Annotated in this window: 9 protein-coding genes; 6 read left to right on the top strand and 3 right to left on the bottom strand. The window is 50.6% G+C overall.

Features of this window, described 5'->3' with window-relative positions; genetic code table 11:
* Window position 1: 1 nt before the first annotated feature.
* Entirely contained in the window at window positions 2–1018 is a 1017-nt protein-coding gene (locus FDX04_RS22595; protein ID WP_006683708.1) for a Gfo/Idh/MocA family protein, read from the top strand.
* Window positions 1019–1111: 93 nt separating this feature from the next.
* Here the strand turns inward: FDX04_RS22595 and FDX04_RS22590 are convergent, their stop codons facing one another.
* Entirely contained in the window at window positions 1112–1867 is a 756-nt protein-coding gene (locus tag FDX04_RS22590; protein ID WP_137360937.1) for a MurR/RpiR family transcriptional regulator, read from the bottom strand.
* Window positions 1868–2232: 365 nt separating this feature from the next.
* Between FDX04_RS22590 and rcsC the strand changes: the two genes are divergently transcribed.
* Window positions 2233–5079 carry a two-component system sensor histidine kinase RcsC gene (gene rcsC / locus FDX04_RS22585; protein WP_079223352.1) on the top strand — a complete coding sequence of 949 codons (2847 nt, stop codon included), beginning with the start codon at window positions 2233–2235 and terminating at the stop codon, window positions 5077–5079.
* Between the two features lie 70 nt (window positions 5080–5149).
* On the opposite strand, the gene rcsB is transcribed toward rcsC, so the two are convergent.
* Both rcsB and rcsD read right to left on the bottom strand, forming a co-directional pair.
* Window positions 5150–5800 (bottom strand): response regulator transcription factor RcsB, encoded by a 651-nt coding sequence (gene rcsB, locus FDX04_RS22580; protein ID WP_003027592.1) that lies wholly within the window; start codon window positions 5798–5800, stop codon window positions 5150–5152.
* 16 nt (window positions 5801–5816) lie between these two features.
* Window positions 5817–8486, bottom strand: coding sequence for a phosphotransferase RcsD (gene rcsD / locus FDX04_RS22575; protein WP_042307165.1), 2670 nt, complete (start codon window positions 8484–8486; stop codon window positions 5817–5819).
* Window positions 8487–9227: 741 nt separating this feature from the next.
* Here rcsD and FDX04_RS22570 point away from each other — a divergent pair.
* The 4 genes from FDX04_RS22570 (at window position 9228) to alkB (ending at window position 13289) form a co-directional block, all read left to right on the top strand.
* Window positions 9228–10328, top strand: a complete 1101-nt coding sequence (locus FDX04_RS22570; RefSeq protein ID WP_137360935.1) for a porin OmpC — start codon at window positions 9228–9230, stop codon at window positions 10326–10328.
* A gap of 114 nt (window positions 10329–10442) precedes the next feature.
* The gene (apbE, locus tag FDX04_RS22560; protein ID WP_137360934.1) at window positions 10443–11495 is read left to right on the top strand and encodes an FAD:protein FMN transferase ApbE; all 1053 of its coding nucleotides are present in this window, start codon (window positions 10443–10445) and stop codon (window positions 11493–11495) included.
* 79 nt (window positions 11496–11574) lie between these two features.
* Window positions 11575–12639 (top strand): bifunctional DNA-binding transcriptional regulator/O6-methylguanine-DNA methyltransferase Ada, encoded by a 1065-nt coding sequence (ada, locus tag FDX04_RS22555; protein WP_061382096.1) that lies wholly within the window; start codon window positions 11575–11577, stop codon window positions 12637–12639.
* Window positions 12639–13289, top strand: a complete 651-nt coding sequence (gene alkB, locus FDX04_RS22550; protein ID WP_042307174.1) for a DNA oxidative demethylase AlkB — start codon at window positions 12639–12641, stop codon at window positions 13287–13289. The genes ada and alkB overlap by 1 nt, the downstream gene beginning before the upstream one ends.
* The last annotated feature ends 56 nt before the right edge of the window (window positions 13290–13345 follow it).

Here is a 13345-nt window from a genome sequence, read left to right as displayed (position 1 = left end):
CATGAACAAAATCAATGCCGCGGTGGTTGGCGCGGGAATTTACGGCAAACACCATATCAATGCTTATCACTATAATCCGTGGGTAAATCTGGTCGGGTTTTGCGAAATCAACCCGGAAATCCGGGCCAGCGTGGCGCAGGAGTTTCACATTCCCGGCTTTGCATCGCTGGCAGAATTGTTCGCCGCCACGCAGGTCGATTTGGTGTCGATCGCCACCCCGGATCCGTTCCACTTTGATGCTACGATTGAGTCCATCACCGCCGGCAAACATGTGCTGATTGAAAAACCGATGGCGACAACCTCGGCGGAATGTCGGGAGATTATCCGCTGCGCCGCAGAGCATGGGGTGAAAATCGGCGTTGATTACCACAAGCGCTGGGACGGGATGGCACAACATATTCATCATGAGCTGTTGAAGCCGGAAACCGGCCAGGTACTGCGTGGCTATATGAGCATGGATGACATCATCGACGTGCCAAAAAACTGGTTATCGTGGGCGAACGAGAGCTCTCCGGTCCATTTTCTCGGCACTCACTGTTTTGATTTAATTCGCTATTATATGAACGGCGCCAACGCGGTGAGCGTCTATGCGATAGGACAGAAGAAGAAACTGGTGGCTGAAGGCATCGATTCCTGGGATACCATTCAGTCTTTTGTTACGTTTGAAAATGGTGCGCAATGGACGGTGGAAGTAGGGTGGTGTTTACCGCCAACGTTTCCCAAAGCCAATGATGGTCGTAGTTTTGTGATCACTGAAAATAACTATTATCGTGCGGATGCGCAGTTGCGCGGTTATGAAATGTTTACCCCACAGCGTAGCGCGACGCCAAATTATAACTTCATTAATTACGTTAATAATAAGGCCAGCGGATACGGAATTCAGCCAATACATGATTTTGTGGAACACATATTATTTGATACGCCGTATCTGGCAACAGCCGAAGATGGGTTACAGGCGACGTTAATCTGTGAGGCGGTGCATCATTCGTTATCAACAGGGAATATTGTGCAGTTGTAATTAATCTGGTTTTCACGTCTCATAAACATTCTTTTGGGCTTTAATTTCTCTGATTAAAGCAGGGTATCTTATTCCCCCTGACCCTGCCAACGATCATCGTTTATGGGACGTCTTTTCATTATTCATATTCAGATAGCAATATTGCAGGGCATGAAAAAAAAGCGTATGCAGTGACATTTTCAACGCGGCGAAACTCAGAGGGCTGACGCTGGATTGCGGGGTGTACAGCGTCACATCGGCCAGTGATGTACCGCTCTGATGGCAGGCGATGGCCAGCGAGGCGGCTTCATGCTCACGAATCAATGTAATCAACTGGTTATCCGGCTCATCCTTAGGGCCCGGCAGCAGGATGACGGAATCACAATCTGTCAGGCTATTGGCTAACAGCGAATTGGCGTTTTGATACTCAACGGGAATACACACCTTACCAATATCACTATAGTCCTGAATAATATTACTGAGCAGAGAGCCGAGTTCCCGTGAGTGACAAAAATAAAGATTACGACTGGAGCTGATAATTTCAAAGAAAGTATTAATCGCCGCCGGGTTATTATTGTTAATAAATTCACTGAGAATAATATTGTTCCTGGCCGCCTGCGCCGGAAGCAGGGCGGCGGGCTCACTGCGCAGACACTTAATTAAATCATATTTAAAGGAAGTAAAACCGGTATAACCGAGAGCCTGGGCAAAACGAACAATAGACGGTTGGCTGGTATGGGTCTTTTTTGATATTGCCGTCGAGGTCAGTTTTTCTGCACCTGATAATGTAGCCAGAATGTAACGGCTAATAGTTTTTTCCGTGTGTGAGCCCGTTTTTACCAGTAACTGAAGCTGTTCGATAATGTTCATTGAGGTCCCTCGGTTTTGTTTATTATGACATATACACTTTTTCCTTCAAGTTACCTCTGTGGCGCTCGTGGACCCGTGTACGCGCAGGGGAGCAGCCGATGTTCTGCGTGTTGTTAAGCAGGGCAAGGCGCGAAGCGTTTTTTCTCATTTTCAGATAAGACTGCTGAACGGCTGGCGATTTCTACGATATAAACAAGAGAACTCATCGGCGCAGCAATCGTTCGGTGGTGTAAACGTCGCGGGGTTAAGACAGCGGAGCCAGGGCCGTGTATCATTTCCGTGTAAAGAGAGGGCATTGCGACGCCGGACATTTACCGCTACCTTAACCACACTCTATTAATGCCCTGAGGCGGAGCTTCGCCCCTTTGAAATACCTTGCTTCCGTTCATTCAACCCTAAAAGTCTCACGCTACCTGTTCAGAGCGTTGGCGCTCCTGATCTGGTGTCTGATCGCTTTTGCCTCCGTGTTCTACATTGTGAACGCGCTGCACCAGAGAGAGTCTGAGATCCATCAGGAGCTTAACCTCAGCTCCGATCAGGCCCAGCGTTATATCCAGCGCACATCGGATGTTATTAAAGAGCTGAAATATATTGCTGAGAATCGCTTAACGGCGGAAAACGGCGTGATGTCGCTGCGGGCGCGGGATGACAAAACCGTCGTACCTAACTTTGAGCCGCTGTTTGCCGACTCCGACTGTTCGGTGATGGGCAACGCCTGGCGAGGTTCTCTGGAGTCGCTGGCGTGGTTTATGCGCTACTGGCGCGACAATTTTTCTGCTGCCTATGATTTGAATCGCGTATTCCTGATCGGCAGCGATAATCTCTGTATGGCGAATTTTGGTCTGCGTGAGATGCCCGTCGAACGTGACCAGGCCCTGAAAGCGCTGCATGAGCGTATTATTAAGTATCGCAATGCGCCGCAGGATGAAAACGGTAATAACCTGTTCTGGATTAGCCAGGGGCCGCGTCCTGGAGTGGGCTATTTCTATGCGCTGACGCCGGTTTATCTTGCCAACCGTCTGCAGGCGCTGCTGGGCGTGGAACAACCTATTCGCATGGAGAACTTCTTCACGCCGGGCAGTTTGCCGATGGGGGTGACCATTCTCGATGAAAATGGCCATGCGCTGATTTCGCTCACCGGTCCTGAGGGGAATATTAAGGCTGAACCACGCTGGATGCAGGAGCGTTCCTGGTTTGGCTATACGCCGGGTTTTCGCGATCTGGTGCTGAAGAAAAATCTGCCGCCGTCATCGCTGAGCATTGTGTACTCTGTTCCGGTGGATCTGGTGCTGGAGCGGATCCGCATGATGATCCTGAACGCTATCCTGCTGAATGTGCTGGTCGGCGCGGCATTATTTATGCTCACGCGTATGTATGAGCGGCGTATTTTTATTCCTGCGGAAAGCGATGCACAGCGCCTGGAGGAACACGAGCAATTTAACCGTAAAATTGTGGCTTCCGCGCCGGTGGGGATTTGTATTTTGCGCACGCTGGATGGCATTAACATCCTGAGTAATGAACTGGCGCATACCTATCTGAATATGCTGACGCATGAAGACCGGCAACGGTTAACGCAAATCATCTGCGGCCAGCAGGTCAATTTTGTCGATGTGCTGACCAGTAACAATACCAATCTGCAAATCAGCTTTGTGCATTCGCGCTATCGCAATGAAAACGTGGCAATTTGCGTCCTGGTTGACGTCAGCGCGCGCGTTAAAATGGAAGAGTCGTTGCAGGAGATGGCCCAGGCGGCGGAACAGGCGAGTCAGTCCAAATCGATGTTCCTTGCGACAGTGAGCCATGAGCTGCGCACGCCGCTGTATGGCATTATCGGTAACCTCGATTTGTTGCAAACCAAAGAGTTACCCAACGGGGTGGATCGCCTGGTGACGGCGATGAATAACTCTTCCAGCCTGCTGTTGAAAATTATCAGCGATATTCTCGATTTCTCGAAAATTGAATCTGAACAGTTGAAGATTGAACCGCGCGAGTTCTCACCGCGTGAAGTGATGAGCCATATTACGGCAAACTATCTGCCGCTGGTGGTGCGTAAGCAGTTGGGATTGTACTGTTTTATCGACCCGGATGTGCCCGTCGCGTTGAATGGCGACCCTATGCGTTTACAGCAGGTGATCTCCAATCTGCTGAGTAACGCGATCAAGTTTACCGATACCGGCTGCATTGTGCTGCATGTGCAGTGTGACGGTGATTACCTCAGTATCCGTGTGCGTGATACCGGGGTGGGGATCCCCGCCAAAGAAGTGGTCCGTTTGTTCGATCCTTTCTTTCAGGTGGGCACTGGCGTACAGCGTAATTTCCAGGGAACCGGGCTCGGTTTGGCTATCTGTGAAAAACTGATCAGCATGATGGATGGCGATATTTCCGTTGATTCAGAACCGGGAATGGGCAGCCAGTTTACGCTCCGTATTCCTCTTTATGGCGCCCAGTATCCGCAGAAAAAAGGCGTAGAAGGACTGGCAGGTACCCGTTGCTGGCTGGCGGTGCGTAACGCATCGCTGTATCGCTTTGTCGAATCCAGTCTGACGCGTAACGGGGTGACGGTGCTGCGTTATGAGGGGCAGCACCCGGACGCTGATGACTTGTTGGTTGCCGACGATGTGCTGGAACAGGCGTGGCAAGGACGTGCCGCGGTGATTTTCTGCCGTCGACATATTGGGATTCCGTTAGAAAGGGGGCCAGGGGAGTGGGTGCACAGCGTGGCGTCACCGCACGAACTGCCCGCGCTGCTGGCGCATATTTACAGCGTTGATCTGGGGAGTGAAGAACTCTCCACGGCGCTCCCCGCCCCGGATAAAGTCGGCGCGACCAATGATGACATGATGATACTGGTGGTCGACGATCATCCTATCAACCGGCGTTTACTGGCCGATCAGCTGGGATCGTTGGGATATCAGTGTAAAACGGCGAATGACGGTGTCGATGCGCTCAATGTACTGAGTAAAAACCATATCGACATCGTGCTGAGCGACGTCAACATGCCAAATATGGATGGTTATCGACTGACTCAGCGCATCCGCCAGTTAGGTTTAACGTTGCCGGTTGTGGGCGTGACGGCAAACGCGCTGGCTGAAGAGAAGCAGCGTTGTCTGGAATCCGGTATGGATAGCTGTCTTTCCAAGCCAGTGACATTGGATGTATTGAAGCAAACGCTGACGGTCTATGCGGAAAGAGTGAGGAATGCGCGGGGATAAGAGATCTCTTATCAGACCTACGAAACAAGTTGTTCGTAGGTCTGAGAAACGCAGTGCCATCGGCAGTTACTTACTCTTTATCTGAAGGACTCAGCGTCACGGAAGAGAGGTAATTTAACAGCGCGATATCGTTTTCCACACCGAGTTTCATCATCGCCGATTTTTTCTGGCTGCTGATGGTTTTAATACTGCGGTTGAGCTTTTTGGCAATTTCCGTAACCAGAAAACCTTCGGCAAACAGACGCAGAACTTCACTCTCTTTCGGTGACAGACGTTTGTCGCCATAGCCACTGGCGCTGATTTTCTCCAGCAGACGAGAAACGCTTTCCGGAGTAAATTTCTTCCCTTTTTGCAGCGCGGCCAGCGCTTTCGGCAGGTCTGTTGGCGCGCCTTGCTTCAGGACAATCCCTTCAATATCGAGATCCAGTACCGCGCTCAGGATGGCCGGGTTATTGTTCATGGTCAGAACAATAATCGACAGGCTCGGGAAATGGCGCTTGATGTATTTAATTAACGTGATCCCATCACCGTATTTATCTCCCGGCATGGAGAGGTCGGTAATCAACACATGAGCATCTAACTTAGGCAAATTGTTGATCAGTGCTGTGGAGTCTTCAAATTCGCCGACAACATTTACCCACTCGATCTGTTCAAGTGATTTACGAATACCGAACAGTACAATCGGGTGGTCATCGGCAATAATTACGTTCATAGTGTTCATGTATTGGGCTACCTTGCTACAGCAAGCTCTTGACGTATGCGTCAATGTCGCTGATGTATTTTTCTATACCTGGAGCATCTTTCTCTTGAATAAGATGTTCCAGCGCTTCACATAACTGCTTGCCGGGTACCAGATTAAGCATGGCAAACACGCCTTTCAGGCGATGAGCCGTTTGGGCTAACGCAGCGAAATCACTGATTGCTGCCTCAGTATACAACCTCTTAACATCATCCGGTACTGTGTCTACAAAGAGTGCATAGTAACCGCTGGCATGAAGTTCGGCATTTTCATCTCCGCCGAGGGGGAGCTCCTGGAGCTCTTCTTGTGCCAACTGCTCTTCTATCAGCTCGAGGACAGCTTCCTGCATAGCATTGCTCATATTAAAGTTGACGCGCAGCTGACCGGGGCCAATTTTCCGTACGCCAGACTCATCATCGCTTAAAAGCAAGCCCGAGGCAGTAAGATTAGACGGATTATCTGTTAAAAAGAGATCATATTCTTGACTATTCAACCGTTCGTCGGGCGTGATGCAGGTTGCGCCCCAGTTTTCCAGTTGACGTAATACGATGCTCCGTACGTCATTAGAGGTCACATCAACCATCACGCAGACGTCATCTAACAGGCGCTCTTCACTATCAGCATGTTGATCGTGCAGTGGCATTTTAACATGGACTATATAACGTGTTCCAAGCTCTTCCCGCGCTTTAATGTTCAGGTGTCCACCCAGCTTACGGGCTAACTGATCGCACAGCCAAAACGTCAATGGGTTGGCTTTGCCATAACGATCGCCTTGTGTGTCATTAATGAACGGGAAATGCAGGTTATCAACTTCCTGTAACGTGACGCCTTCCCCGGTATCCAGAATGCGGAAGGTCAGACGTTCAGCCTCCGATTCATCCTGGTCGACTTCCAGCGTGATTTTACCAATCTGCGTGGTGGTTACCGCATATTGAATCAGCAGCAGCAAAATACGACGCAGGGCATCGCGGTCGCCACGGCGTTCGTCATGAGCGCTAAGGTGATTTTTAATCAGTAGCTGCAGCCCTTTACGCTTAATGGCCGGCAACACCTCCGGGACCACGTCGTCAATCAACGCCTGTACGGAAAACAGCGTTGATTCACCTTTCCAGGCGTCGCTTTCCAGCAAGTTAGCCAACTGGATTTCATCCACCATGCGAACCAAAACGTCAGCCTGATTTGCCAGTTTTTGGCTGTCGGGGGTATTGAGCGCGGCGGCATTAGCAGCCAGTGTTTTAGCCGGGTCTTTCAGCGCATTACCAATATTCTGCATAAAGGCTGCGCGAGCCTGTTGGTTTTTCTCATACAGCCGTTGCGCTTGCTTCAACTTTTTATTAACCAGTACTTCACGGTCCTGGTCACGAATGATAAAGATCTGCGTTCGCGATGAGATCTGGCTGCGAAACAGCCTGATTTCATACAGTTCATTATTGATAGTGGCCTGAATGACGCCCTGATGCTGCTCCGCCATATTGGTAATGTTTTGCAGATTTAAATGCGGCAGCAGGTGGTCGGCAATTTTATTGCTAATTACCGTGCGGTTGGCTTCTTGATCGTGCACCAGTAATCCCAGCGGCAGCAGGGAAACAATCTCTTCATTGATCGCACGCAGGATCCGCAGTTCATTATTTGCCGCAAGATTTGGCGCCACTTCGGTTGAACGGGCAGGGAGGTGACGAAAGGTGGTATAACCAAACAGCGCCAGGGCCAGCAACGCGATGTTCAGTAACAGCGGCAGCAGAATGTTTTGCAGCGTATCGAGTAGCAATGAGCCGAACGGAACCTGCCAGACCAGCCGCATATCCGTTGAGTCCAGCGCCGATGAGATCTCAATTTTACTGTTGTTGAAGCTAATACTGACGCTGTCAGGCGACTCTTTTTCATTGACGTGTTCAGTCGTTGAACTGGCATCAGGGACCAGATGGAAACTGTCCAGCGGCATGCCGGCAGGGATCAGGTCATTAATCGGCAGGTCAAAGGCGACAACCGTTGCCAGATGTCCCGGCTGATTAAAGGTCGTGCGCAGCGTGAAGTAATGTCCGTTTTGCCAGACCAGACGGCGCAGCGACGAGAAGCTTTCACGCTCATCCAGCGCATTGGCCTGCTGCAGCATTTCAGCGCGCCGGGAGTCGACAATATTACCGATCGTCGATTCCTTAAAGCCGGAAGTCAGATCTTTCAGCGGCAATGTTGAGATAAGGATCAGGCTATTGTCCTGACCATTGAGGTAATACATTGACCATGGAATATTTTCCGCGCCCCACAGCGTATCCAGATAGGTTGAGATTCGTTGGGTCATCTCCAGCGTAGAGCTGTCATGTGAGCCGAAAATCAGCGCCTCGGTTTTTCTGCGAGGTTTTTCAAGATAGTAGACATCTTGTTTCAGGCGAGTTTCCTGCAGCCCTTCTGCGCCAGGCGAGCTGGGCGTGGCAGCAATATTGTCATAAATTTGCCAGGTCACGTATCGCCAGGTATCGACCCTTTTATGAATGGCATGGGTGATATCGACAATCTGATAGCTCTTATCCTTTAGCCAGGTATTGACGGCGCTCTGGACCATGACGCCCATCATCACCAACAGCACCACGATCAGTAATAAGAAGTAACGGGTAATATTTCCCGGTAGGAGAGAGAATCGGGTAGAAGCCGTTGTGTCAGACTGACTCATTCGTGTTTATGACCTGTTAAACGACGCGAAACATGAAGGGGCAGTATAAAGGGTAATGTATGAATTGCCATATCTGGAGCATGCGACAGAGTTTGCATTGTCTGCGCCGCATTTTGCTGTAACCCCCGATGATGCAAAGATGTACAGCGAAGAATAGCGGGTACAAATATTTTGTAGTGAATGTATACATTTAGCATTAAATAACAAGAAATTAATAATAAGGTTTATTTCTGATCTCAACGTGACGGGATGGTTAATAGACGTGATAGTTGTTCATCGGTAGCACAGAACAGTCAGCTTTGTGTAAAGAAGAGTAAAAAAAAACCGAACGCAGAGCGTTCGGTTGAAATAGGGGTAAACAGACATTCATGAATGAATGACGGTAATAAATAAAGTTAATGATGATAGCGAGTCTATTTTAGTTGCGAGTGAAGATTTTTTTTTATCATTCAGTGCTATGGCTGTGCTTTGTTTAATTAATTGATTTATATGTGTTTTTTAATGGTTCTTGGCTATTTGTGCTTATTCTCTCCATTTTCTTAATTAAAAAAAGTTCCCTTTTGTTAATATTTTGAAACATCTACATAGATAAATGAAACATCTTTAAAGTATTAGTATCATATTCGTGTTGGATTATTCTGTGTTTTTGCGGAGAATGAAGTTGCCGACTGGTTAATGAGGGTTAGCCAGTGAGCAGTGGCATAAAAAAGCAATAAAGGCATATAACAGAGGGTTAATAACATGAAAGTTAAAGTACTGTCCCTCCTGGTACCGGCTCTGCTGGTAGCAGGCGCAGCAAATGCGGCTGAAATTTACAACAAAGACGGCAACAAATTAGACCTGTACGGTAAAGTCGATGGTCTGCACTATTTCTCCGACAACAAAGGTGATGATGGTGACAAGACCTATATGCGTATCGGCTTCAAAGGCGAAACCCAGGTTAATGACCAACTGACCGGTTACGGCCAGTGGGAATACCAGATCATGGGTAACTCCTCTGAAAACGAAAACAACGCCTGGACCCGTGTGGCGTTTGCTGGTCTGAAATTCGCTGATGCAGGTTCTTTCGACTACGGTCGTAACTACGGCGTGGTTTACGATGTAACGTCCTGGACCGACGTTCTGCCGGAATTCGGCGGTGACACCTATGGTGCGGACAACTTCATGCAGCAGCGTGGTAACGGCTTCGCGACCTACCGTAACACCGATTTCTTCGGTCTGGTTGATGGCCTGAACTTTGCCATTCAGTACCAGGGTAAAAACGGTAGCCCGGAAGGTGAAGGTATGACTGGTGTGACCGGCAACGGTCGTGACGCACTGCTTCAGAACGGCGACGGCGTTGGCGGATCTATCACTTATGATATCGGTGAAGGCTTCTCCCTGGGTACTGCAGTCACCAGCTCTAAACGTACTGACGAACAGAACAAGCTGAACTTCGGTACTGGCGATCGTGCTGAAACTTACACTGGTGGTCTGAAATACGACGCGAACAATGTGTACCTGGCAGCACAGTACACCCAGACCTACAACGCAACGCGTGCGGGTAGCCTGGGCTGGGCTAACAAAGCGCAGAACTTCGAAGCCGTTGCGCAGTACCAGTTCGACTTCGGTCTGCGTCCATCCGTGGCTTACCTGCAGTCTAAAGGTAAAGACCTGAACAATGGTTACGGTGACCAGGACATCGTGAAATATGTTGATGTTGGCGCAACCTACTACTTCAACAAAAACATGTCCACCTATGTTGATTACAAAATCAACCTGCTGGATGACAACAACTTTACACGTGATGCTGGTATCGCTACCGATGATATCGTAGCACTGGGCCTGGTTTACCAGTTCTAATCTGCGTTCATGTTGTTAAAAGGCCCTGCGGGGCCTTTTTTAATGCTTTTTTTCGCCGTACAAACAACGATTTTTGGTGTACTCTTGCGCCCGTTCGCATGAGGATAATTACGTATGGAAATGAATTTTTATCGCGCAGCGCTACTGGCTGTGACGATCTTTTTTGTCGGGTGCGATGATGCCCCGAAACCGGCTCAGACCACACAATCCGCCACCGTTCTGGAAGGTAAAACGATGGGCACCTTCTGGCGGGTCAGCGCGGTGGGCGTGGATGCCAAACGCGCCAGGGAGTTGCAGGAGAAGATCCAGACTCAGCTTGATGCTGACGATCAGCTTCTTTCAACCTATAAAAATGATTCTGCCCTGATGCGCTTTAATCTATCGAAAAGCCTGTCGCCGTGGCCGGTTAATGACGCCATGGCGGATATCGTCACGTCGGCGCTGAGAATTGGCGCGAAAACCGATGGGGCGATGGATATCACCGTGGGACCGTTGGTCAACCTGTGGGGTTTTGGTCCGGATCAGCAACCCGTGCACATTCCCACTCAGGCGCAAATTGATGCCGCAAAAGCGCAAACCGGACTTTCACACCTGAAGGTAGTGAATGAGGCGCAACGCAACTACCTGCAAAAAGACTTGCCGGATCTGTATGTGGATCTGTCTACCGTTGGTGAAGGTTATGCCGCCGATCATCTGGCGCGACTGATGGAGCAAGAGGGGATTGCCCGTTATCTGGTTTCCGTTGGCGGTGCGCTAAACAGTCGTGGTATGAATGCGGAAGGACATCCATGGCGGGTGGCGATCCAGAAACCCACCGATCGTGAAAACGCGGTGCAAGCGGTTGTCGACATTAACGGGCACGGCATCAGCACCTCCGGTAGCTACCGTAACTATTACGAGCTGGACGGTAAACGCCTGTCGCATGTTATCGATCCGCAAACCGGTCGTCCGATCGAACATAATCTGGTGTCTGTGACGGTGATAGCCCCTACGGCGCTGGAGGCTGACGGCTGGGATACCGGTTTGATGGTGCTCGGCCCGGAAAAGGCCAAAGAAGTGGTGCGTCGTGAAGGGCTGGCGGTGTATATGATTGTGAAAGAGGGGCAAGGGTTTAAAACCTGGATGTCGCCGCAGTTTAAAAGCTTTCTGCTCAGCGAAAAAAATTAAAAAGCAAGATTGCGGGTTTTTATACCTGGCTATCAGGACACACTGAGGCTAAGCGCTATGCTTAACAAAGGAGTCCATAATGAAAAGTCGTTTACGCATAACTGATGATGACCGCTGGCAGTCTGTTGTGGATCGTGATGCTGACGCCGACGGTCAGTTTGTTTTCGCCGTCCACACCACCGGTATTTTCTGCCGTCCGTCCTGTCGGGCGAAGCATGCGCTGCGCAAAAATGTCAGTTTCTTTGCTGATGCCGAGCAGGCGCAGGCCGCCGGGTTTCGGCCCTGTAAACGCTGCCAGCCGGATAAAGATAGTGCGCAGCAGCATCGGCTGGACAAAATAGCCCACGCCTGTCAGTTGCTGGAGCAGGAGTCGCCTCTCACGCTGGATGACCTGGCGCAGCAGGTGGCGATGAGCCCGTATCATTTACACCGCTTGTTTAAAGCCACGACGGGCATGACCCCGAAAGCGTGGCAGCAGTCCTGGCGCGCTCGTCGTCTGCGCGATGCCCTGGCAAAAGGGGCACCAGTAACCCAGGCGATTCTGAACGCCGGATTCCCCGACAGCAGCAGCTATTACCGGCAAGCGGATCAGGCACTAGGGATGACCGCCAGGCAATTTCGCAAAGGCGGCGACAACGTTTCTGTGCGCTATACCCTGGCAGATTGCGCCCTGGGTCGTTGCCTGGTGGCGGAAAGCGAACGCGGTATCTGCGCGATCTTGTTGGGTGACGATGATGCTACATTGGTTGCGGAACTGCATGAGCTGTTTCCCGCCGCTCAGGATGAAGCAGCCGATGCCGATTTCCAGCAGCATGTGCGTGAAGTCATCGCCGTGATTAATACGCGCAATACGTCGTTGTCTCTGCCGCTGGATATTCGCGGGACCGCATTCCAGCTGCAGGTGTGGCAAGCGCTGCGCGCAATCCCATGTGGTAAGACGGTTAGCTACCAGCAGTTAGCCAGCGCCATCGGCAAACCGAAAGCGGTACGCGCGGTGGCCAGCGCCTGCGGAGCTAACAAACTGGCGATTGTCATCCCGTGTCACCGGGTGATCCGCAATGATGGTGCGCTTTCGGGCTACCGCTGGGGTATTGCGCGCAAAGCGCAGTTACTGCAACGAGAAACCACTGGGGAGGAAACGTAATGCTTGATCTCTTTGCGGATGAGAAACCCTGGCAAGAACCGCTGGCATCCGGCGCGGTAATTTTGCGACGTTTTGCCTTTGAGTCCGCACCGTCTTTACTGCAGGCGATCGCGGCTGTCGCCAGACAGTCGCCGTTTCGCCAGATGGTGACGCCCGGCGGTTACACGATGTCGGTGGCGATGACCAACTGCGGTCATTTGGGCTGGACGACGGATCAACATGGCTACCTTTATTCACCGTTTGACCCGCTATCCGGTACGCCCTGGCCGCCGATGCCGGATACTTTCGCGGACCTGTGCCAGTTGGCGTCAACCGCAGCGGGCTATGCTGATTTTCAACCCGATGCCTGCCTGATTAACCGCTACACGCCAGGGGCGAAACTGTCATTACATCAGGATAAAGACGAACCTGACCTGCGGGCGCCTATCGTTTCTGTCTCGCTGGGGTTACCAGCCATCTTTCAGTTTGGCGGTTTGCGCCGTAATGACCCTTTAAAACGTTTACTGCTGGAGCATGGCGATGTCGTGGTATGGGGTGGGAACTCACGGTTGTTTTATCATGGGATCCAGCCACTTAAGACAGGGTATCATCCGTTAACCGGTGACTGTCGTTACAATCTGACGTTTCGCCAGGCTGGTAAAAAAGAATAAAAATAAGAATTATTATTGCTGTCGGCAAAGAGATGTTTAAACTGCGGGCTGTTATT

Source organism: Citrobacter sp. wls615, assembly GCF_005281355.1.
Lineage (GTDB): Bacteria > Pseudomonadota > Gammaproteobacteria > Enterobacterales > Enterobacteriaceae > Citrobacter > Citrobacter werkmanii.
The sequence above is the reverse complement of the archived record's forward strand: the minus strand, read 5'-3'. Positions and strand labels throughout refer to the sequence as shown.